Raw genomic sequence first — 24,135 nt, 5'->3', positions numbered from 1 at the left:
GCGGAGCCGAGGTGAGGACCGTAACGCCGAAGTGCTACCACCCCGTCCGATACTCCCTCTTCACAAACCGGTTAGCCACATCAAAGTTTGTTATCTTCATATTAGCACCATCCCAGATTAGCTTCTGCCTGCCTGGGAAGTTGAAGCCGCCTTTTCCGTCTGCTTTGGGTTCGCGGTGGAGGTAGGAACGAACGGCCAGGTTTCCCATTAAGACGATTTCGGTTAATGGTCCGGATTCTTCGAATGCGGAACTTGTGTATGTGCCGTGGCCTTTTTTGCAAGCTTGAACGAATTGATGCTGGTGCCCTTCCGAGCCGCCCGGGACTAATGCACGGGGTTTAATGTTTGGTCTTACTGTTTCAAATTTCTTTTCGGGCCATAAGCGAGGATTGTTACCGAACATTTCGGCGCTCAGGATTCCCTTGGTGCCGGTGAAGAGCATGCCGCCATCAACACTTCCGAAAACGGTTTTGTAATCACAGCCTTCCTGAAGCTGCGGGCGCATTCCGCCGTCGTACCAGGAGAAATTAATGTCCTTACCGGGTGTTTTAGAAGCAAATTTCATGTGGATTGAGGCCGATGGCGGGGCTACGTCATCGAAAAATGCCTGCTTAAAAAAATCAGCATACACGGATCCTACGCTGCATTCCACCGATGTGGGATAGCCCAGTTTCAATGCCCGGAACGGCACGTCGATGAAATGGCAGCCCATATCTCCTAATGCGCCCGTTCCGAAATCCCAGTAACCGCGCCATCTGAACGGCATATAGGCTTCGTGGTAGTCGCGTTTCGGAGCGGTGCCCAGCCAGAGATCCCAGTCCACACCTTGCGGAATGGGTTGTGATTCTCCTTTGTCTTTAGGCGATTGCACGCCTTGCGGCCACACGGGCCGGTCTGTCCAGACTTCAATTTTATGCACGTCCCCGATAATGCCGGACTGGACCAATGCTTCCGTTTGCCGGGTCCCATCGCTGCTGCTTCCCTGGTTGCCCATTTGGGTTACCACTTTATATTTTTTTGCGGCAATGGTGAGGTTACGCGCTTCCCAAATGTCCTTGGTCAGTGGTTTTTCCACATACACATGTTTTCCAAGCTCCATTGCGGCCATGGCAATCGGGAAATGCATGTGATCAGGCGTGGTAACGATCACGGCATCCATGTTTTTGGCTTCCTTTTCGAACATCTTCCGGTAATCCTTATAATAAGGTGCATTCGGAAATTGCTTGCGGTATTTCTCAGACTGACGGTCATCGACGTCGCATAACGCAACAATGTTATCCGCACCATTATTATAAGCCAGCCTTATATTAACATCCGCTTTCCCGCCGCAGCCCACGGCTGCAATGTTCAGCTTATCGCTGGGCGGGATGAAACCTTTACCCAAAACATGCCGCGGAACGATCATGAAAGTCCCGGCCGTCAGCGCGCCGGCTTTTAAGAAATCCCTGCGCCTGATCTCATTTTTCCCGGACTCATTTTGCTGTTCCATAACACGTCATGATTTAGGTTTTGAATAAATATTAACCGTCAAAAATGAAAAGGAATCGGCTGTGAAAGACTACTAACGTCCCCCGAAAGTTTCGGCGATGCGCATCGCTACGCCCATATCACCGTCTATTTTAAGCTTGCCGGTCATGTACGCCATCATGGCATTCAGGTCGCCGTCGATGAGTTTGAGCGCATTCTTGGTAGAAACTTCAAATATGCAATCTGCTTCCAGGTCATCATTGGAAACCGTGTTTGGCACTGATTTGCTGTCTATAAATACGTTTCCTTCTTCGGTTTTAAACTTAACAGTTGCATGGAGGCCGCTGTCGGTTCCCAGGATATTTTTAACACGTTCGGTCAGAATTTGTAGGCTCATAAAAGCTGGTCTTTCGGTTGTTGAATTATTTTCGGACTAAAAATGACAAATGTATGTTCCCTTATAAGAATATTCAAATGGCTTTGGTGTTTTCAGCTAAAACCACAAATTTTACACGCATCATCAGAAAATCCTGCTGATATTATTTACTACCCAATGAGTGAACCAGTAATCCGTCCTACATTTCTTACCATATTATGTATCCTGACTTTTATGAGCTCCGTGTCCGGCCTCTGGACACAATCCGAAAGGTTATGGAACCCTGAAATCATGGCCGACAAGACACGTGAAACATTTGAAGGCGTGCGTGAAAACCTTGAAAATCAGGCAACGACTGCGGATACGGAAACCATGGACAAAATGTTCGAGGCGGTGATCGAGCAAACTACCGCCGGATCCATCAAAACGGGAGCGATCATTATGCTGATTTTTGAATCGCTGTCCTTATTTGCGGCTTATTTAATGTGGAACCTCGATAAAAGAGGCTTCTACTTATATATGGGCGGAATCGCCGTTGCTTTTCTTTTGCCGCTGTTTCTGATCGGTGGGTGGTTAGGGGCTATTACATCCATGGCTGGGGTCTTCTTCAGTATTTTTATGCTAATTATGTATGCTTTCAATTTGAAACACATGCATTCGGCATAACCTCTTGCATTCCACGAAGAAAAGATTTTATTTTGCGGACTAATTTGAATCGAGAAAATGGCTTTAATTACAAAAATCAGAGAAAAATCCGGGATCGCTGTGACGGTTATCGCGATCAGTTTAATTCTTTTTATGGTGGGGGGCGACTTAATGGGCCCAAATTCCATGCTTGGAGGGGGAAATGATCAGACTGTTGGTGAAATCGCCGGCAAAGAAATCAACATTAAAGACTTCCAGTCACGCGTGGACGGCTTTCGTCAGAATTACGAAGCACAGTCGGGACGCAGCCTGAACGAAAATGAGCTGGCGTCGCTGAGAGATCAGGCCTGGAACCAGTTCGTAGTCGACATTGCCTACAAAAAAGAATTTGAAGATCTTGGACTCACTGTTACTGACCAGGAATTGGTCGAAATGGTTCAGGGTAACCACATCAGCCCATCGATTCTACAAGCTTTTTCTGATCCTACCACTGGTAAATTTGATAAAAACGCCGTTGTTAACTATCTGAAAAATCTTAAAACACTCCCTGTTGAACAACAAAAATCCTGGGAGAATTTTGAGAAAAGCCTTCGTGAAGAGCGTACACGTGCCAAATATGAAAACATGCTCAGACTTTCAACTTACATTCCGAAAGCACTGGCTGAAAAAGAATATGTGGCGCAAAACAGCAAAGCAACATTGCGTTACCTGTATGTGCCTTATTTCTCGGTTGTGGACACCACAATTAAAGTTACCGACAAGCAGCTTGAAGATTATCTGAGCGCGCACCGCTCGGAATACAAAGGAACGGATACGCGTTCAATCGAATACGTTACCTTCCCGATCCAGCCTGCCAAAGACGACAGCGCTGCATTATATAGCGAAATTAAAGAACTTGCCCGTGGGCTGGCCACTGCGCAGAACGATTCATCTTTCGCAGCTATGAACTCAGACATTCCTTTGCCAATCAATATGTCATTGGGAACCATGTCCGATCAGTTGAAAGAAGCCGTAAAAACATTCGTTCCGGGTGGTGTTTATGGTCCTTACCGCGAAGGCAACACTTATTATATATACAAATACGGCGGAACGCGCGTGGATACGGTTGCTTCCGCAAGAGCCAGCCACATCCTGATCCGTGCTGAAAACCAATCTGACTCTGCAAAAGCTGCGGCTCGTACAAAGGCGGAAGGCATTCTTGCTCAGATCCGTGCTGGTGCTAATTTCGAAGCATTGGCAGCAACAACCAGCGCAGACCCGCAGTCTGCACAGCGTGGTGGTGACCTGAGCTATTTCCAGAACAATGGTCAAATGGTGAAGCCTTTCGAAGAAGCTGTATTCTCTGCAACTGCTCCGGGCCTGATCCCAAGATTGGTTGAAAGCCAGTTCGGTTTCCACATTATCAAGGTTACGGATCCAAAATCAAACACATTATACCGCATTGCAGCCATCGGAAAAACGATTGCCCCAAGCCAGGCAACACGTGACGAGGCTTACAGAAAAGCGGATGAGTTTGCTAACACCGTGAAAACCAAAACGGAATTCGACGAAGCGGTTAAGAAAAACAAAGCACTGGTTGTAGCCAACGCAAACCGCATCCCTGAATCTGCAACAAATATTAATGCCATTCAAAACGGCCGTGATATCGTAAGATGGGCATTTAAAGATGATTCAGACATTAACGAGGTTTCACCTGTTTTTGAAACTGAGGAACAGTATATCGTAGCTGTGCTTGTTGGCAAGTCTGACGCGAAGGATGTAAAGGTTGCCGACTTCCGCGATGAGTTGACTACTAAGGTTCGTAACCAGATCAAAGCAGAACAAATCACTGCAAAGCTGAAAGGTGCAACAGGCGATCTTCCCGCAATCGCTGCCAAATATGGCGCAGGCGCATTGGTTGAAAATGCAACGGACATTTCGCTTGCAACAGGATTCTTAACCAGCGCAGGATTTGATCCAATCGCATTGGGTAAAGCATTTGGTTTGAAACCAGGTCAAAAATCGGGTGTGTTCACGGGTGAGAATGGTGTTTTCATTATGGAACTAGTTAGCAAAACAGAGGCGCCTAAGGTTGCGGATTACACGCAATACAAAACGCAGCTGACGCAATCACTGGAAAGCCGCATGTCTTATCTTGTAAACGAAGCGATCCGCGAGAATGCTAAAATCGAAGATCGCCGCGCGAAATTCTTTTGATTAGATTCAAAATATTCTCAAAAAAGAGGAGCAGAAATCATTTCTGCTCCTCTTTTTATTTTCACTGCAAAAAATTCAGAAAAAAGTGATAGTATTGCAGCATGAAATGTCAATGTTACACTTATTAATAAAGAACAAATCACAATGAGCATCTTACTCGGAGAACAGGAGTATTTCAAAGGAATCGGGAAAATCGCATTTGAAGGTCCTGAATCAGACAATCCACTGGCTTATCGTTTTTACGACGAAAACCGGATCATAGCAGGCAAAAGCATGAAAGATCACCTTCGCTTTGCCGTTGCTTACTGGCATACATTCTGCGGTTCAGGCCTTGACCCATTTGGCGGACCGACCCTTTTTTACCCATGGGACAAAAAAGTAGATGCCGTTGACCGCGCGAAGGACAAAGCAGATGCTGCATTTGAATTCATTACCAAATTAGGTGTTCCTTACTATTGCTTCCACGATCTGGACGTTGTTGATTATGAGGACGATGTAAAGACAAACGAACAGCGTTTGCAAGCATTGACAGCCTATTTGGGTCAAAAACAAAAAGAATCCGGTGTAAAATTGCTCTGGGGAACTGCCAACCTTTTCAGCCATCACCGTTACATGAACGGCGCTTCTACCAACCCTGATTTCGATGTGGTTACACACGCAGGCGCGCAAGTGAAAATGGCTTTGGACGCAACAATCGCACTAGGTGGAGAAAATTATGTATTCTGGGGCGGTCGTGAAGGTTATATGACTTTGCTGAACACGGATATGAAACGCGAGCAGGAGCACTTTGCGCAGATGCTTAAAATGTCTGTGGCTTATGCACGTGCAAATGGTTTCAAAGGTAAGTTCTTCATTGAACCAAAACCTTGCGAGCCTACCAAGCACCAGTATGACTACGATGCAGCAACCGTTGTAGGTTTCCTACGTCAGCATGATCTATTAGGTGATTTCTCATTGAACTTGGAAGTAAACCACGCTACATTGGCTGGACATACATTCGAGCATGAATTGCAAGTGGCTGCGGATGCAGGCATCCTGGGTTCTATCGATGCAAACCGTGGTGATTACCAAAACGGATGGGATACAGACCAATTCCCTAATGACCTTGCCGAGTGGACAAAAGCATTGCTGGTGATCCTGAAAGCTGGTGGCTTGCAAGGTGGAGGAATTAACTTCGACGCAAAACGCCGTCGTAACTCAACTGACGTTGAAGACGTTTTCCACGCACACATCGGTGGTATCGACACAGTTGCAAGAGCATTGATCGTTGCCGACAAAATCATCCAAAACGGAGAATACGACAAAATACGCACGAACCGTTATGCAAGCTTCGACGACGGCAAAGGCGCAGATTTCGAAAAAGGCCAATTGAAACTGGAAGATCTGTTCGATCTTGCTGCTGGCAAAGGCGAGCCTGCAACTATTTCTGGCAAGCAGGAGTATTTGGAGAACTTGATTAATCGGTTTATCTAGGAATCACAAGCCCGTCAGCCTAAACTGTATATGCCCTGTCAGCCTGAGCGGAGACGAAGGCGCGTTACCAAGGAGTAGCGCGCCTTCGTCTCCGCTCAGGCTGACAGGCTATATGACAGGCTGACGGGCTGTCTTACCTACTCCTCTTACTCCTCACTCAGCTCCTTATTAATAGCAACAATCCGTTGCTGCACTTCTTTCTGGACTGTCTCCAGTCTTTTATCTTCCATTGGCTTGGCCATTTCCAGGATATTAGCCTGTAACAGATCCCGCTCTTTTACGGCTTTGTCCATTTTCGCCGTGAGGCGTTTTTTGGCGTCTCCATCGGCGGACTTGATCTTATCATTGAGCTTGGCAATGCGCTCCTGTAAACTGGATTCTTCTTTTTTGAGCGATGCCATGTAATCGCGCTGCTTCTCGTTTAATTTATCATTCGCTTCAAGCAGATCTTCCTTCGCATCGGCCATGTCGGTTGTATCCGAAGTGTTGGCTATTTCCTGACTGGCTTCATCGGCGGTTTCCAGGGCTTTTTCTTCGGCATTTGCCAATTCTTTTCTGTCTTTATCAGCTCCTGAGTTGCAACCTACCAGCAAAGCGCCTGCCGCTATTGCAAAATTTGCGAAAACGATTCTTGTTAACTTCTTCATATCAGATCAAATTTGGTGATGATAGTCCAAACGGATAAAATACAATGCCAGCAACAAAGAAGCCGCTGAAAAATTTCCAGCGGCTTACACGTTTAATATGCTTAACTATTAACCTAAATACACCAATTGCAAGGTTTCTGACTGCTTAATATCCGTTGTTCTGGCGCAGATTCGTGTTGTTACGGATTTCGGCAGTGGGGATCGGGAACAGCAGTTCGCGTTCTGTTACCGTGGGTCCATAAGTAAATTTGTGGCCTACGTAATTTTCAAACGTCTTGGTTTTAACGTTGAATGCTTTCCGCAATCTTACCATGTCAAACCACGTAATGTTCTCGAAACACAGCTCATGCCAGCGCTCTTTCCAGATCGCTTCACGCAATTTATCCTTTGCCAAACCGGTCAGTGCGGGCAATTGTGCGCGTGTTCTGATGGCATTAACCGCTTCCAAAACTTTAGCCGATGGCCCGGTTGCTTCGTTGGCAGCTTCGGCGTAAGTTAGTAAAACATCGGCGTAGCGGATCACAGGCCAGTTCAGGTCGCTGTTGGCGGTGCTGGTTTGGGCTACGTTATCGAAATGTTTGTAAATAAAATATCCACCGAGATCTACTTCTTTGGTACGGTCTGTTTCATTGGTAAATTTGGTGTAAAAAAATTGCTTTTCCTTGATCCTCAAATCAGCGGCATCGTACGATTTTACAAAATCCGCTGTTGAGTAAATTCCACCTGTTTCGTCCGAGTATTGCGAGATATTTTTGTTGTAAGGGATGATCGACACCTGCCAGTTGGACGGAAGGATCTGCGTCCTGAACTGGATCATGAAAATATTTTCCTCCACATTTTTCTTAGCCGGGTTGTGAAGATCATCATAGGAAGCAAAAAGTTTAAATTGCTTCGAGTCAATCACTTCCCCAGCTTTCTCAGCTGCCAGTGCATAATGAGTAGCACCTTTTTGCAAGGGAAAACCAGCCATAGTAAGGTAAACCTGAGACATCAGCGATTTCACAGCACCCATGCTCACTTTTCCTGACACATCAGTCCAGGGCAAACCGGACGCTTCGGCCACCTTTAAATCCTCCACAATCAGGTTATACACATCCTCCGCAGCCGCGGCGGTCGGCTTTAATTGCTCGGATGTAAGATCCACCGGCTTGGTTACCAGCGGAATGTTGCCAAACATGCGCACCAGGTTGAAATAATAAAAAGCTCTCAGAAAACTTGCTTCACCAACGAGCATTTTAGCCTCAGCAGGGTCAATAGCGGGGATATTGGGTATTTTCTCGATGGAAAGATTGGCGTTGGCTATGCCCCTGTAATAGGCAGCCCAATAAGTCTGACTGTACCCGTTATCAGAAGTATTCCTCAGATCTTTGACAAAATAGCTGTTGACAGCTTGCCCCAGATCCGTCCCGGCCAGTCCGGTTGCAAATTCGGTCATCATCCACGCACCTCCGCCAAATCCGCTTGTAAGCGGCTCTCGCAAACTAGCGTAGATAGAATTGACTGCACTCCGGCCTTGTGCAGGGGTAGTAAAATAGCTGTCAGTTGTGAAGTTGCTGGGATCCGATTCATCCAGGAAATCCTTGCAACCTGTGGCCCAAAACATACTCACCACGGTGGTGAACAGTCCGATTTTTTTTGATATACTATTCATATAATGATTCGAATAAAGGTCAAGATTTACAAACCAATGTTGAGTCCGAGCATAAATACCCTTGGCTTCGGATAATCGTACAATCCAAATCCCTGGTCGAATGGTGAGCCTGAATTGGAAACTTCCGGGTCATAACCTTTGTATTTGGTGGTCACGAAGAAGTTCTGGATTGAGCCATAGATTCTCAGGCGGTCCAGTTTGAGCTTTGAGACCGTCGACGCCGGGAACGAGTAGGCCAGCAACAAGTTGCGTCCGCGGATGAATGAACCATCGGTAACTTTATGGCTGTCGTTGTTGGTGTCGTAACCCGCATTGATCGGCCGCACTTGTGCGATCGGCGTATTCTGATTTGTCTCTGTCCAGGCGTTCAGCACTGTCTTATAACTGTTGGCAATGCCTTGTCTGTCTTCTGCCGAGTGGATACTCCGGTCAAGCACGTCGTTTCCGTACATATATTGTAAATCCACTGTCAGCGACCAGGCTTTGTACTGGAATGTGTTCAGAAATGTTCCGAAACCGTCGGGAATACCTTTTCCGATGATCGCCCGGTCCAGGTCATTAATTGCTCCGTCTTCGTTCAGGTCCGCGTATTTCACGTCACCCGGCAGCTCGCCGTAACTCTTTGCCAGATCTGCCTCCGCTGTTGACCATGTTCCCTGGTTTACCCTTCCGAAAAACGAACCCACCGGCTCGCCAACCCGGATTACCGTGGCTCCCGAGAAAATGTCACTGCCGCCGGACAATGCCAGCACTTTGTTTTTATTTACAGAAATGTTGAAAGTCGTATTCCACGAGAAATCACCCGCTTTAATGTTGGTAGAATTCACTGCAAACTCAACCCCCTTGTTTTCCATGCTTCCGACATTGGTAAAAATGCTGCTGTAACCGCTGCTTAAAGGAAGTGGCGCATCAAGCAGCATTTCATTCACTTTTCTGCGATAAAGGTCCAGTTCAAAGCTCAGCCTGTTTGAAAACAAGCCCAATTCTATTCCCAAATCAACCTGCTGCGTTTTTTCCCATTGCAGGTTCGAGTTGGACATCCGGCTGATGCCCGTGCCAATGGCGCGGTTACCACCAAAAATCACACTATAATCGATCACATTTGCGATATTGTTGGTCATACCAGCCAATGCGCGGTAAGCTGGAATTTCAGAGTTACCCGTAGCGCCATAGCTCGCTCTGATTTTCAGGTTGGAGATCGCTGCGCTAGATTTCAGAAATTCTTCTTCTGACACGCGCCATGCAAGTGCCGCCGAGGGGAAGAACGCATATCTGTTGGCATCCCCAAATTTGGAAGAACCATCGATCCGGCCCGTGAAGGTGACCAGATATTTATCCATCAAGCTATAATTAAGCCTTGCAAAGTAAGAGTTGAGCCCGTAAGCCTGCGCATTGGAAGTTGGGGCCAGCGCGGTTGCTCCTGCTCCAAGGTTATTGAACTGAAAATAAGTATCCGTAAAATTCTGGCTTCTGGCAAGATTTTCAAACCGGTCCACGTGCTGCCACGACAAACCCAGCATTGCATTGATGGAATGGATTTTCCCAAAATCCCGGACATACGTCAAGTAGTTTTCAAATTGCCATGAATTGAAACGTCTGTTCTGGACAGAGGCATCACCATTATTTGAAATGTACTGCAAGCCGGCCGCAGCAAAATAGTCCTCGCGCTGATTGATCACGTTGGTTCCTATTGTCGAGCGGAAATCCAGGCCTGGCGCCAGGCTGATTGTCGCGTACATGTTTCCAAGCATTGTTTGGGTTCTCAGGTAGGACAACCGCTCTGCTCCTACGCGCAATGGGCTGTCACCGCCTTCCATTCCGGGATAATCCCTGTTGCTCGCCCATCTTCCGTCAGGATATTTAACCGGGATAATCGGCAAAGCTTCCAGCACCTGGCGCATGGCCGTGATACCTCCACCGCCTAACTGGTCAATTTGCTTTTCGTTTTGGTCGGTATACCCCAGGGTTCCTCCTACTTTTAGCCAGCTTTTGATCTGGCTATCGAATACAAATCTTCCTGCAAACCGTTTTTGCCACGATTCGCGCACGATCCCGTTTTCGTTCCGGTAGTTCAGGAATGCGCCGTAGCTTCCTTTTTCACTTCCGCCCGTTAAGCCAAGCTGGTGATTTTGTGTAAATGCTTTCTGGAATGTTTCATCCTGCCAATCTGTGTCATAAAGCGGGTTACCACTGGCATCGAATAGCAACGGATTAGTCCGTTTCAGCTTAGGATCGGTGTATTTGGTTCCCGTCGCCCAGCCTACCGGATCGAATTTTGCTGCATTGGCATAAGCCTGTTCTTCCACTGCCAAAAACTCTCTTGAATTCAAAACCGGCAGTTTTTTAGGTGCTATACCAATGGAAAAGTCGGTATCGTAAGTAACTTTCCCGCCGCCGGAAGTTCCGCGCTTCGTGGTTACAAGGATTACCCCATTCGCACCTCTGGCACCATAAATGGCCGTGGAGGAGGCATCTTTTAAAACTTCAATGGAAGCAATGTCGTTCGGGTTAATGTAATCAATGGGTGTACTTCCGTTGGCAAGGTCCACTGCATTCAATATCACTCCGTCGATCACATACAGCGGATTATTGGAAACAGAAATCGAGCTCGCTCCACGGATACGAATGTTCGCGCGCCCACCCGGCCGACCCGAGTTGGACGACACATTCACACCGGCAATGCGGCCTGAAAGTCCCTGGTTAAGGGAGGATGCAGGGCGTTCCTGTAAAACTTCCCCTTTTATTGTTCCAACAGCGCCGGTAAGGTCAGATTTCTTCACTGTTCCATAACCTACAACAACGATCTCGTCAAGTGCATTTTCGTCAGGTAACATTGTCACGTCAATGGCCGACTGGCTTCCGACTGTTACTTCCTGAGATTTATATCCTACAAAGCTCATTACCAGCACATTCTGAGATCCGCCATCCGGAATATCCAATGTAAATTCTCCATTGGCGCCGGTTGAAGTCCCGCGTTGGGTTCCTTTTAAAACCACGCTTACGCCCGGCAGTCCGCTGCCTGATTCGTCCGAAACTTTTCCTTTAACCGTCCTGTCTGCCACCGCTTGCGTGCCTGATGAAGTCAACAGCGCCTGCTGGTTCAGCAAAGCCTGGTCTGTGGATGTTGGCTTGCCGGGAGCAGCGTCTTTTGTCCTGATTTCGGTAATAACAAAAGTATTTTTCCGCGTCCTTTTGTAGGTCAAACCGTTCTGTTGTAACAATAAGCCCAGATTTTTTTCGAGTGACTGATTGAAATCCAGTGTGCCCACGGCGACATTGACGGATCTTACCAGGCGGTCCTCGAAAATAATCTCAACTCCATAATGTTTCTGCAAATCAAGCAGCACATTCTTCAACTTCATTTCCTGGCCGAAACTGGTGTGCTGGCGCGTGGGAATGGAAGCGTAAGCGATAATCTGGGAGTGGGCAACCAGAGAAGATTGCGTCATCAGCACAATCCCGATTGCTACCCATTGCTTAGCTGATAGCGTTATATTCATAGTTAATTGATTTAGGTATTTATTGGTTTTTTAAAATGATGGTATCGCCGTTCTGCTCTATTTTCATGTCGAGAACCTCTGAAACCGTTTTCAACAGCTCGTCGGCATTCTTCGTTTTGAAATTTCCTGTAATGGTCCGCTCCGCGATCTCTGCATTGGAAAGCTTTACTTTCTGACCGAAATTTTCATCGATCATGGCCAGGATGTCCTTTACAGATGTGGAATTAAAAACATAGCGCTGCTCTTTCCAGGTCGCAAATGTGTTGGTATCCTGTTTTTTGGCCAGCTGAACAGCCCCGGCTGAATCCACTACTGCCATGTCGCCAGGTTCCATCATGACTTCCTTGCGCTCATTGTCCTGAGAATAGTCAATGCGGACGCTGCCACTTTTTAAAGCTACTTTGGTTCCCCGCGGACGGGCAAACACCGAGAATGTTGTCCCAAGCACTTCCACTTGGAAATCGTCAGATGTCTTTACCACAAACCGCTTATGATCAATGGTATGGCTTACCGAAAATTCAGCTTCACCTTCCAGAATCACATTCCTTACGTCGTCGTCAAATCCCAGCCGCGGGATTTTCAGCTTCGAGTTTGAGTTAAGGGCAACTCGGCTGCCGTCTTCCAGGTATACGTCAGTCGTTTGGCCGTAAGCGGTTTGGTAGGTTTTATATTGCAGCGGCTCGCGAAACCACCAGCCAAATCCCACAACGAATGTTACCGAAGCTGCCATTAACCAGAAAGTGTTGGACCTTGCCGAGAAGAAGTTCGGACGAACATTGCCTACGGATGTTTTGGAAGATTCTTCAACTGGCTCCGTTTCCAGGCGATGCAGCAGGGATTTGATTGCTGCATCCTGATCCGGAACAAATTGCGGGCTTTTTGTTTCATATTCCATCAGCCATTGACTGAATGTCTCCTCATTATCTTTTTCACGGATCCAATCTTCTACAAGCTGACGTTCCAGCGGATTGGCGCGACCCGCCAAATACTCGAACAGTGTGTATTTTGATATAATTTTTTTCATCATGTTTTTAGTTTCGAAGTAGTTGTCACGGTCCTTTTGACACATGACATTCAGGTTTAAATGAAGCTTACCAGCGTTAATCCCGCAGAAATCATCCATTCGCCGCGCAGGGCCAGCCGAAGGTGTTTCAAAGCTTTTGAAATGTGCACTTCCACCGTTTTGGGCGAAATATGAAGCTCGGCAGCGATCTCGTGGTATTTTTTATTCTCAAAGCGACTCAGTAAGAACACTTTCTGACATTGCATCGGCAGGCGCGCAATTACTTCATTCACTTTCAGAAAAAGATTATTATAATGGATTTCAGCGTCGGGCTGCTGATGGTAAGTTGAAATGGTGTTTTCTTCACTCGCTTCCAGGGAGGCCATTTTCCCGAACTCTCTACGCATATACGTATAGCATTCATTCCGCACGGACCGGAAAAGATAGCTTGTATAGGAAGATGTAATGTTCTCGTAAGCCCGGGTGCGGTAAAACTGGAAAAATACTTCACTTACCAGGTCTTCCGCGATTTGTTTGGAGTAGACAAACCGCACCGCGTGACTGCAAAGCGGGTTATAATAGCGCCTGAATAATAGTTCAAGCCCTTTCCCAGGATCCTGTTCAAATGTTGCCTTTAAAAAAACGGCAGAATCGATTTCATTGACATTACTCTTCCCTTCTTGTAAAGGAGACACAAATGTACTTGTGCGCTTTGATTCCTGGTTAAGCAAAGGATCGTGCATTGAGTCTTTATTTTATGTAATAATTAAAAGACTTTATTGCACTCGAATCCCCTTAGTCTCAATTAGAAAAAACTAAAACTTTTTTTATTTATATCGTTTGCAGTCTCAAAGCAATAAAAAAACCGCCACGGTGAAGTGGCGGTTTGCAATATACTTTTGTCAGCCTATAAATTCTTGGCTTTCATTTCCTTCACTGCGTGGTCAACGGCACGTGCGGACAAGGCCATATAAGTAAGCGAGGGGTTTTGTGTAGACGTGGAAGTCATACAAGCGCCATCGGTCACGAACACATTTTTGCAGGCGTGCAACTGGTTGAATTTATTCAACATGGAAGTCTTAGGGTCCTTACCCATTCGTACGCCGCCCATTTCGTGAATGTCGTTGCCTGGATTGCGGTGATTGTCATTGGACCTGATATTTTTGAAGCCGGCCTTGGCAAACATTTCACTAACCTGCTCAATATAATCCTTGATCATTTTCTCATCGTTGTCGTCATAGTCCACATTGATTTTTAACATCGGCATGCCGAAAGGATCCTTCTGCGTTTTGTCCAGCGCCACGTAGTTGCTTTCTTTTGGAATGGTTTCCCCCATCATATGTGACCCTACGCTCCAATTGCCATATTGTGTTTTCAAAAGGCCTGATTTTAATGATTCACCTAAGCCGCTGCGATCGTTGTAAGTCTCACGACCTGATCCGAAACCGGCTGCGTAACCTCTCAAAAAGTCCGTTTCCTGCTTGTAAACATTGCGAAACCGGGGAATGTAACCGCCATTTGGACGACGTCCTTCTTCGGTAGAGTCCAGAAAACCTTCGTACTCGCCGGAAACCGTGGCGCGGTAGTTGTGGAATGCTATATATTTTCCCAGCACACCGCTGTCATTCCCTAAGCCATCCGGGAAGCGGGATGATGTGGAGTTTAATAGAACCAAATTGCTGTTTAATGCGGCTGCATTCAGGAAAATAATGTCGGCATAGAATTCCATCATTTCCTTCGTGTTGGAATCAATTACCCGGACACCGCTTGCTTTTTGCTTCTTGTCATCGTAAATAATCGAATGCACCACAGAATGTGGGCGCAATGTCATGTTGCCCGTCTTCATTGCCCAGGGAATTGTGGACGAGTTGCTGCTGAAATATCCACCAAAAGGACACCCCCGCTCACACATGGTGCGATGCTGACATTTCGCACGGCCCTGGTCCAAATGAATTTGTTGTGGGTCGGTGATATGTGCGGCGCGGCCGATGATAATGTGCCGGTCTTTATACTGTTTTGAAACAGATTCCTTGAAATATTTTTCGACACAGTTCAGCTCGTGTGGCGTCAGGAATTCACCATCCGGCAATGTATCGAGGCCGTCTTTGTTTCCCGTAATGCCTGCAAATTTTTCCACATGGCTGTACCAGGGCGCAATATCGTCATAGCCGATCGGCCATTCAACGGCAAACTTATCGCGTGCCGGGCCTTCGAAGTCATATTTACTCCAGCGCTGCGTTTGGCGTGCCCATAGCAACGATTTTCCACCCACCTGATAGCCGCGGATCCAGTCAAACGGTTTTTCCTGAATGTATGGATGCTCGTTATCTTTTGCAAAAAAGTGCGCAGAGGACTCCTTGAAATTATAGCATCTGCTGGCGATCGGATTAGCGTCGGTAATTTCTTTCGGAAGTCTTTCGCGGTGTTCGAATTCCCAGGGCATCATGTTGGTTGTAGGGTAATCCTTAATGTGCTGCACATCGCGGCCACGTTCCAGAACCAATGTTTTCAAACCTTTTTCAGTCAACTCTTTCGCCGACCAGCCGCCACTGATTCCTGAGCCAATTACGATGGCATCATAAGTGCGGGCTTTTTTACTGTCAATATTAAAATTCGCCATAGTTTTTTTGTGAGATAGGAAGGGATCTCCTAGCCTTTAGCAACCGGAACGCAGCCGTGGTAACGTGCCGGGATCATTTCGTAATGGGTCAGGTTCGTCATCACGTATTCGGACGACATATAACCCTGGATGGTCAGGTTTTTAACCATTCCTAAAAACGCTTTCTGGCTCGCGTCACTGCCTTTGTCAATGTCCTGCAAAAGCTGCATTCGCTGGTCTTTGCCCGCATCCGCAAATGATTTACCAAAACGTTGAATGCTTTGTTCGTCCAGGTTAGAAAGACCGCTTTTCAGGCTTGCCTGCGCTTTGCTGTCGTAGCAATCCGTCACCATTTTTTGAACAAAACCACCTACGCCCAGTTCGCCTGCGCCGGGCGTGTCTGTTTTTGGAATAATGGTTTCCACCATTCCGGTCAGTATGTTAGACTGGTCGGCTGAAAGCAATGTGCCTTTTTCCAAAGCGCTTTTGCTCCATCCGGATGCCCATGCAGGCAGTCCCGCCATTGCGCCCATGGCCAGTGCCATGCTTTTAAGCGCCACGCGTCTCTCCATTGTTTTTATGTTTTGAATGTTGTTGTTACGCTGTTGAAAGCTTATTCTTCCAGAAAGTCAAGGTCTCTGCCGTGGGTTTCGGGAATTGTCAGAATGCAGAAAAGGCCTATCGCAAAGCAAATGATTCCGACCAGCGCTCCTGAATTAATGACTGAAAACGAGTCTTTAAAAGTAGCAAATAATGTTGTCATAACCACTACGGTCCCGCGCACCATATTGGGCACGGTTGTGGCTGCTGTTGCTCTCAAATTGGTCCCAAACTGCTCAGCACCAATGGTGACAAACATGGCCCAGTAACCAATACCAAACCCCAGCAATGCTGCTACGCCGTAAAATGTTGACACAGATTTAATTCCGGCATACAAATAAACGACGCTCCATATTAACGTAAATATCATCAGATAAAATACAGCCTTCTTGCGCGATTCCAGCCAATGACTTAAAAAACCACTGCATAAGTCACCCATAGACAACCCAACGTAACACCACATGATGGATAACCCGGGTTTTACGGCCTCCGAAATGCCCAGCGCTTTCCCGAATTCGTTGCTGAATGTGGCCAGGATCCCGATCACAAACCAGGTCGGAAGCCCGATCCCGATGCATTTGAGATAACGGATCAGCCGGTCTTTATTGGTAAAAAGCGCGAAGAAGTTTCCTTTTTCAACATGCTTTTGATTCTTGATATCTTTAAATATCCCTGATTCAAAAACGCCGATTCGCAGCAGCAGCAACGAAATTCCCAATCCGCCGCCAATGAAATATGCATAACGCCAATCGAAGTATTCCACGGTAAAATAGGCGACTACTGCGCCCAAAAGGCCAATTCCGGCAACCAATGATGTGCCTATGGCGCGTAAATGTTTTGGTAAAATTTCGGAAACCAATGTAATTCCGGCACCCAGTTCACCGGCGAGCCCGATGCCTGCTATGAATCGCAAAAGCTTGTAAGTTGTGGGATCCTGCACAAAACCGCAGGCAATGTTGGCAAGGGAATAAGTAATAATAGAGCCAAAAAGCACGGATAAGCGCCCTTTTTTGTCCCCCAAAACACCCCAGAGAATTCCGCCCAGCAGCAAGCCTGTCATTTGCCAGTTCAGGATGCTGGCACCAGTCAGTGAAATTTCTGTTTCCGAAAGACCGAGTGAGGCAAGGCTGGGCAAGCGTACAATCCCGAAAAGCAGCAGGTCATATATATCAACAAAATATCCAAGGGCAGCGACAATGACGGGGGCACTAAAAAGATGGGAAAAGTCTGATCGCTCAGCAGTAATGGTGGCCATTGTGATTATTATGGGGTTAAGGAGTTGTGATCGTTTCAAATAAATAGCCGGATTTTCACCCGGCTATTGACCATTTATACATCAAAAATTAGGCTGCAAATGTAATTGACAAAATAATATATTACAATTCTAATTTTTGTTTGTCTTTTAAAAGCTGCTCTTTCAATTTCGCATAATCCACGTCCTGAACGGCCACTTTTGTGTCAATCGCCTGCACGGCGGCCGCTGCTGCGCTTTGTCCTAAAATCATGAAAACAGGCTCCATACGGATTGATCCGTAGGCAATGTGTGAGCTGGAAAGGCACACCGGAACGAACAAGTTTTCACACTCCTCTTTTTTAGGCACAATAGAGGCATAGGAAATGCTATAAGGCGATTTTGGGTGCACACCAATGTCCCCTTCGTTTTGCACATAGCCATCTTTTTTCACATAACGCTGCGCATTGTGCGAATCCAGTGCATACGAACCCATTCCGATTGGCTGCTCTACCGGCGTGATGCCCATCGTATGATTTTCGTTCATCACCGTGGCCGAGATCATGCGGCGCGCTTCACGCACGTAAATTTGGTGCGGCCAGCCGCCGTTGTCTTTGAATTCATCTTTTGGCAGACCCCACTTGCTCATTTCTTTACGCACGTCCGCGGGTACGCGGGGATCATTGGTTAGGAAATACATCAAGCCTTTCTGATACAACTCGTGGGCTTTAATGATCTCTTTTCTGCGCTCGTAAGTTGCCTCCGGATAATCATAATTTTCACCAATGAAATCGGTGCTGAACGGGCCGTGGTTGTTCGTATCGGTCTTTTTGTTAGGAATCGGGTCGTATTTATCAAATGTTTCGCCCCAGCCTGCTTTGTAAACCCTGGCCAGCAATTCGTAGTTGGCAACGTCATAGCCTTCCGGTTTTTCGAACGGAATGCGGTTATCAGGATTTGACGAAAGGCACATACGGAAGCAGTAAGCCTGGATCTTGTTGTCGCCCGAGCCATTTTCTGCAATAGGCTCGTCGCTGATATATGGCAACAGGCCGCTTTTCGGGTCGCCTTCTACTTTGTACGGGCTGATGTTTTTCTTGAAATAATGTCCGTGCTGGAAAACACCGGCCTGCACACCATTCCATTTTTCATTGTAAACGCTATTTGCCTCACGTCCTACATGGTATTTTACGCCCGCCGAAGCCATCAGATCGCCTTCGTAAGTTGCATCAATGAACATTTTACCAGCAAATTTTTTGCCTGAAAGTGTTTTGATAGAAACAATTTTGCCGTCTTTTTTCTCAACACCTTTATCTCTATCGAGCCACTCGTCGCGGTAGATCTTAATGTTGTTTTCTTTTACAAAATCCTCAAAAACCTGCTCAGCTGCGTGCGGCTCGAAAATCCACATGGTGCGCTCAGCTCCGTCCATCGCAGGAGTCCCCTGGCCTTTGTTGCCATATTCATCCTTTTTCTGCCATTTCCAGGCTTCGGGCTTGTCGTAATGCTGGTATAACCGATGATAAAATTCTCTTGCAAGTCCGCCGATCACGGATTTGTTGCCCGTATCCGTGAATCCGAGACCTCCCGAAGAAAGCCCGCCCAAATGCTTATCCGGCGAAACTACGAGCACTGTTTTACCAGACTTAATCACTTGAACAGCAGCTGTAACCGCCGCGGAAGTTCCTCCGTAAATGATCACGTCGGCGGTTAGGGCGTCTTTTGCTTCTTCCTTCTTCTTTTCCGAGCATGAAGGGCTGGCTGCTACTAAAAAAAATGCAATCAGATAAATCAAATACTTATTCATTGTCATTAATTGTTGGTTGGGAATAGGAATAATCAGTAACCTGGATTTTGATCTTTGGCAGGGTCAAGTGCCTTGTTATAAAGCAATTCTGAATTTGGGATCGGCCACATCATGTGCTTGTCGGCAATGTCGATGTTCTTCACTTCCTTAATACGCTTTTTGGCAATGCCCAGGCGTTTCAGGTCGAGCCAGCGCTTGCTTTCGTACATGGTTTCGTAGCCGCGCTCACGCACCACGAGGTCGATAAATGAGGTTAATGTTTGTCCTGTGAGCTTGAAATCCACTGGTGACACAGTTTCTGCATTATAGCCGTAAGCCCTGCGGTGGACTTTGTTCAAACTCTCCAATGCTTCGGCCGTTGGCGCGCCATTGGCCCTGGCTGCGGTTTCGGCGTGGAATAGCAACAAATCGGCATAACGATACCAGGGATAGTCATTTCCACCGCCGTCTGTCGCCACAGGGTCGCGGAATTTCCGGTACAGGCAGGTGTTGGGGCCAAGTCCTACATCCACATTATACAAGATGTGGGCTTTACGCAAATCTTTCATATCCCAGGTTTTGATAAAAGAATTGGAAGTCGAATCTGTATACTGTGCATATACACCGCCCGGGCCATAATAGCGATACGGACCAATGGCACGGTGCGCGTAGCCAACCAGTCCAAAACCCTGCTGACGCGAGAATTTGAAATAAAAGATCTCTTCGGGAGTGGATACGACTTCCGGACCATAGATTTTCTGAAAATCTTCCGAAACACTCACAGGCACCAATGAATATTTTCCCGACGCGATCACCTCTTTGGCGCGTTCGCTGGATTCTTTCCATTTTTCCTGATACATGTAGATCTCCGAAAGCAATGTTTTCGCAGCCCATTTCGTAGGACGTCCTACTTCCGGCGGAGCATCGGGCAGAAACTGCTCCGCATTCAATGCATCACTCAAAATCAGATCATAAACTTCCTCAACACTGGCGCGTTTAAGGTCTGTAACCGTCATATTTGCTTCCGTCCGTAAAGGAACGCCACCCCAGTTGCGGACCATTGCGAAATAGATCAGCGAACGCAGATATTTGGCTTCTGCCACAAACTTGGCAATGTCACCTTCGGAAATTTCTTTCGCTTTCGGCACATTTTCGATCACAATGTTGGCATTCCGGATAGACTGGTAAAAGGCATCCCAGATCGCCCCGACACGGGTAATGTTCGTATTATCTAACCCTTGATATAAACTCACGGGCGTCTGGCTGCCCCGCGAATTGCCGTAATCCGGCAAGCCCTCCTGCTGTGCTGGATAATTGACACTCAAACCATTAGGCCCGCGCATAGGACCGTAAATAGCATTCACCGCCGCACGTGCTTCGTCCGGGGTGTTATAAAAAACTTCGGCAGCCAGTGATTTTGGCTCTTCTTTCAGAACGTCTTCACACGCCATCAGGGAAAGGGCGAGTATTAAACAGATAGCTATATTTTTCATTACAGTTAAATTTTAATTTTTGATTGATCAGAAACCTACGCGCAAGCCGATGGTCGTTGTTTTTGCAGTAGGATAGCTGTAATGGTCAATACCCATGCGGATCGAGTTGGAGCTGCCATAGGAACTGATTTCAGGATCAAACCAGGAATATTTGGTGAATGTGATCAGGTTTTGTGCGCTTACATAAACCTGCGCACTGGTAAGCCATTTGATGTTTTTCACCGGCACATTGTAGCTCAGTTGAATGTTCTTGAAACGCAGGTAAGAGCCGTCTTCTACGAACCGGTTCGAAACCTGCGCTTGCGACACTTTGCCTGTTATCAAAGGATATTTGGCATTGGTATTGGTAGGCGTCCAGTGATTTTCAAAAACTTCACGCGGCATATTCAGCGCCTGACCGTAATCCATGGTTTGATTTACAGAGCTCAGGTTGAAGATATCATTCCCCTGCGTGCCTTGAATAAACACATTCAACTCGAAATTTTTGTAATTCATGCTCGAATTGAAACCGTAAATCAGTTTCGGGTTCGGGTTTCCGATGATGCGCTTATCGCCAATGTCACGCGCGCCGTTTCCGTTAAAATCTTCGTAAACGATCTTGCCGGTTTCATCATAGCCTTTTTCAATGTATCCGTAAAAAGTCCCGATGGATTCGCCTTCGCGCAGCACATTCACATTGTCATTAATCACCGAAATGTCTATTGCCTGGCCCAGAACATCATTGCCGCCATATAATTTCAAGACTTTGTTCTTATTGATAGATGCATTGGCAGACACATTCCACTTGAAAGCGCCGGTAAGCACGTTGGCATTGGCCGAGACCTCAAAACCTTTATTCTGCACTTTTCCTACATTATCAATGGTGTAAGCATAGCCCAGTGATGAAGGCAGAGGCACGTTGTTGAGCAGGTCACGCGTATTTTTGATATAATAATCCAATGTCAGCGAGAAGCGGTTTTGGAAAAAACCAATATCCAATCCAATGTCGGACTGCGATGTGGTTTCCCATTTCAAAGGTCCGGCAAGGCGTAAGCCCGGTGCATAGGAAGTTGTTAAGGCGTCTCCAAAAACCACTTTGTTGGACGACAGCTGGTTTAATGTGTAGTACGGATCAATGGCCGTGCTTCCCGTTTCGCCATAACCCACACGGATTTTCAGGTCCGAAATGAAGGGTATATTTTGGATAAATTTCTCCTCCGACAAACGATACGCAATGGATCCCGAAGGAAAGTAACCCCATTTCTGGCCTTCGGTATAACGTGAGGAACCATCCGCACGGAAACTGACCGTTGCCAGGAATTTATCGTTAAAAGAATAATTTAACCGGCCCAGATAAGACAAAAGAGACCATTTAAAATAACTCGATCTTGGCACACCCTGCGTTGCGCCGGCTCCTACGTCAAATGATTCCTGGATATCGCTCACGAAACCGCTTGCAGTTGTGTTAAGCTCTGTTTGTGTTAGCTCCTGGTAAGTGAAACCACCAACGGCGGAAATATTATGTTTGCCGATTTCCTTCACATAACTCACCGTATTCTCATTCAGCAAGCTGGTTGTCTGCATGGTATTGATTGCCGCAGACCCCAGGGAATTCACGAATTTTTTAGTTGTATAAAAGTCTCCGCGGTCATCTGTATTTTCGATCCCACCCGAAATTTTGATAGAAAGCCCTTCCAGCGGCGTGTAAGTAAGCGCTCCGTTGGCAAGCACTTTATTAGAACGAAGATGATCCGTTTGCTGCTCGATGAAGTTCAGCGGATTGGTGATCACATTGGAACCCCAGGAATAAACCGTGGCCAAATTGGAATAACCACCTTCGGGCAAACGTGCACTAACAGTCGGATAGCCCGAAAGCATAGCCGAAATCAATGAGTTACCCCTGTTTCCACCGCTTGAATTTTTGCGCTCCGTGTCGATGCGGGTTAAAATCGTATTGATATCGAACTTAATCTTTTTGGTAAAATCGGTGCTCAGATTAGCGCGGATGGAGTTACGCACATAATCGCTTCCAACAATGATACCACCCTGATTGAAGTTGCTTCCTGAAACCGAAAAGCGTGTTTTCTCATTTCCACCGTTTACTGAAACCGAGTGGTTTTGAATGGCAGCTGTTCGAAGTGTCAGATCCTGCCAGTCGGTTCCTGTGCCGAAACCATTGATTTCATCTTGTGTAAAATGCGGCGCAAGTCCGTCATTAGCAGCTTGTTCGTTGTAGAATTGTGCATATTCATTGGCATTCATCATTTCAATTTTCTTCCTCGGCTTTTGAAAACCCACGTAACTGTCCAGGTCCACGCTGATCCTGCCTGATTTTCCCTTTTTGGTTGTGATCAAGACCACGCCATTCGCCCCTCTTGAACCATAAATAGCTGTTGCAGAAGCGTCTTTCAGGATTTCAATGGATTCAACATCGGCATTGTTCAGCAATGTCGGGCTGGTGGAATAAGGAAAGCCATCCACCACGTAAAGCGGCTCGTTACCACCCTGAACCGAGTTTGTTCCCCGGATCCGTACGCTGATAGGACTTCCCGGCGCGCCTGTGTTTTGCGAAATCTGCACACCTGTCGCGCGTCCGGCCAGTGATTGCATGAGGTTTGTTGCCGGGTAAGCATTCAATTCTGTGGATTTGATTGAAGCAACCGATCCGGTCAAATCAGACTTTTTAACAACTCCATAACCCACCACCACTAGTTCGCTCAGTGATTTCACATCGGCTTCAAGCGTAATGTTGATCGTGCTCTGATTTTCGACCGGAATTTCCTTGGTTATATAACCTACAAAACTGAGCACAAGGACTCCATTATCAGGCACATCCAGCGTAAAACCGCCATCGGCGTCGGTTGCTGTGCCGGTTTGCGTTCCCTTCACCACAATGCTCACTCCTGGAAGTGGCGCGTTCATTTCATCCACCACTTTGCCCGTAAGGTTACGCTTGGGCGAAATGCTTTTGGAAGGGATTTCAGTCGGCGGAAGAGCGTCCTGTCTTTTAAGGATTATTATTTTCCCTGAAACTTCGTATTCAAGCTCCAAGGGCGTCAGTATCTGGTCAAGGACTTCGTATAAAGGTTTTTCGGTCGCATTAACTGTCACTTTTCTGGCCGATTTGATCAGTTTGGAGCTGAACACAAACCGGACATCAGCCTGCTTTTCCACCTGGCCCAGCACTTTCTTGACTTCACTGCCGCTGGCCTTAATCGTAATTTTCTGAGATAGAAGCGACTGCGCGTTGCTGTCGTGGGCTTGGCCGGTTCCAATGAACCATATGGCAAATATCAATTGTGTAGCTGTTATTCGCATCGTCCAAAGTAATACCTGGCGGTATTTAAAGGGTTTTTTCATAGATTTGATTGTTTTGTTATGATTCAAAAGCTGGCAAAACGGTCCCTGCCTCCGCATAGGAGGAAAAAATGGCGACAACCAAAAGGGATTATTCGGAGCCGGTGATGCGGGAACATTGCCGGCTCTTTT

At 46.8% G+C, this 24,135-nt stretch carries 16 protein-coding genes; 3 read left to right on the top strand and 13 right to left on the bottom strand.

The window, feature by feature from the left end:
• Positions 1 to 34: 34 nt before the first annotated feature.
• Positions 35 to 1,489, bottom strand: coding sequence for a Gfo/Idh/MocA family protein (locus G395_RS0114495; RefSeq protein WP_035361355.1), 1,455 nt, complete (start codon positions 1,487 to 1,489; stop codon positions 35 to 37).
• A gap of 72 nt (positions 1,490 to 1,561) precedes the next feature.
• Positions 1,562 to 1,864 (bottom strand): SCP2 sterol-binding domain-containing protein, encoded by a 303-nt coding sequence (locus G395_RS0114490; protein WP_026630707.1) that lies wholly within the window; start codon positions 1,862 to 1,864, stop codon positions 1,562 to 1,564.
• 156 nt (positions 1,865 to 2,020) lie between these two features.
• Between G395_RS0114490 and G395_RS0114485 the strand changes: the two genes are divergently transcribed.
• The 3 genes from G395_RS0114485 to xylA all read left to right on the top strand — a co-directional run bounded on the left by G395_RS0114485 (position 2,021) and on the right by xylA (position 6,157).
• Positions 2,021 to 2,509 (top strand): hypothetical protein, encoded by a 489-nt coding sequence (locus tag G395_RS0114485; protein ID WP_229204178.1) that lies wholly within the window; start codon positions 2,021 to 2,023, stop codon positions 2,507 to 2,509.
• A gap of 57 nt (positions 2,510 to 2,566) precedes the next feature.
• On the top strand, positions 2,567 to 4,684 hold the full coding sequence (locus tag G395_RS0114480) for a peptidylprolyl isomerase (protein ID WP_026630705.1): 2,118 nt from the start codon (positions 2,567 to 2,569) through the stop codon (positions 4,682 to 4,684).
• 144 nt (positions 4,685 to 4,828) lie between these two features.
• A complete protein-coding gene (gene xylA, locus G395_RS0114475) occupies positions 4,829 to 6,157 on the top strand; it encodes a xylose isomerase (RefSeq protein ID WP_026630704.1) in 1,329 nt (442 codons plus the stop codon).
• A 146-nt stretch (positions 6,158 to 6,303) separates the two neighbouring features.
• Here the strand turns inward: xylA and G395_RS0114470 are convergent, their stop codons facing one another.
• From G395_RS0114470 to G395_RS0114420, 11 genes are all read right to left on the bottom strand, one after another.
• Complete coding sequence (locus tag G395_RS0114470; RefSeq protein WP_026630703.1) at positions 6,304 to 6,804, bottom strand: hypothetical protein; 501 nt, start codon at positions 6,802 to 6,804, stop codon at positions 6,304 to 6,306.
• Between the two features lie 145 nt (positions 6,805 to 6,949).
• Complete coding sequence (locus tag G395_RS0114465; protein WP_026630702.1) at positions 6,950 to 8,455, bottom strand: RagB/SusD family nutrient uptake outer membrane protein; 1,506 nt, start codon at positions 8,453 to 8,455, stop codon at positions 6,950 to 6,952.
• A gap of 26 nt (positions 8,456 to 8,481) precedes the next feature.
• Entirely contained in the window at positions 8,482 to 11,955 is a 3,474-nt protein-coding gene (locus tag G395_RS0114460; RefSeq protein ID WP_026630701.1) for a SusC/RagA family TonB-linked outer membrane protein, read from the bottom strand.
• A 19-nt stretch (positions 11,956 to 11,974) separates the two neighbouring features.
• Positions 11,975 to 12,982 carry a FecR family protein gene (locus G395_RS0114455; RefSeq protein ID WP_229204177.1) on the bottom strand — a complete coding sequence of 336 codons (1,008 nt, stop codon included), beginning with the start codon at positions 12,980 to 12,982 and terminating at the stop codon, positions 11,975 to 11,977.
• Between the two features lie 53 nt (positions 12,983 to 13,035).
• Positions 13,036 to 13,701, bottom strand: coding sequence for an RNA polymerase sigma-70 factor (locus G395_RS0114450; protein WP_026630699.1), 666 nt, complete (start codon positions 13,699 to 13,701; stop codon positions 13,036 to 13,038).
• A 164-nt stretch (positions 13,702 to 13,865) separates the two neighbouring features.
• On the bottom strand, positions 13,866 to 15,578 hold the full coding sequence (locus G395_RS0114445) for a GMC oxidoreductase (RefSeq protein ID WP_026630698.1): 1,713 nt from the start codon (positions 15,576 to 15,578) through the stop codon (positions 13,866 to 13,868).
• 29 nt (positions 15,579 to 15,607) lie between these two features.
• On the bottom strand, positions 15,608 to 16,129 hold the full coding sequence (locus G395_RS0114440; RefSeq protein WP_229204176.1) for a gluconate 2-dehydrogenase subunit 3 family protein: 522 nt from the start codon (positions 16,127 to 16,129) through the stop codon (positions 15,608 to 15,610).
• 41 nt (positions 16,130 to 16,170) lie between these two features.
• Positions 16,171 to 17,412 carry an MFS transporter gene (locus tag G395_RS0114435; RefSeq protein WP_211237778.1) on the bottom strand — a complete coding sequence of 414 codons (1,242 nt, stop codon included), beginning with the start codon at positions 17,410 to 17,412 and terminating at the stop codon, positions 16,171 to 16,173.
• A gap of 121 nt (positions 17,413 to 17,533) precedes the next feature.
• The gene (locus G395_RS0114430) at positions 17,534 to 19,195 is read right to left on the bottom strand and encodes an FAD-dependent oxidoreductase (RefSeq protein WP_026630695.1); all 1,662 of its coding nucleotides are present in this window, start codon (positions 19,193 to 19,195) and stop codon (positions 17,534 to 17,536) included.
• 32 nt (positions 19,196 to 19,227) lie between these two features.
• Entirely contained in the window at positions 19,228 to 20,667 is a 1,440-nt protein-coding gene (locus tag G395_RS0114425) for a RagB/SusD family nutrient uptake outer membrane protein (protein WP_026630694.1), read from the bottom strand.
• 27 nt (positions 20,668 to 20,694) lie between these two features.
• The gene (locus G395_RS0114420; RefSeq protein WP_229204175.1) at positions 20,695 to 24,006 is read right to left on the bottom strand and encodes a TonB-dependent receptor; all 3,312 of its coding nucleotides are present in this window, start codon (positions 24,004 to 24,006) and stop codon (positions 20,695 to 20,697) included.
• Between the last annotated feature and the right edge of the window lie 129 nt (positions 24,007 to 24,135).

This window comes from Dyadobacter alkalitolerans DSM 23607 (assembly GCF_000428845.1).
Lineage (GTDB): Bacteria > Bacteroidota > Bacteroidia > Cytophagales > Spirosomataceae > Dyadobacter > Dyadobacter alkalitolerans.
Note: the sequence above shows the minus strand (reverse complement) of the source record. Positions and strands in the feature narration are given on the sequence as shown.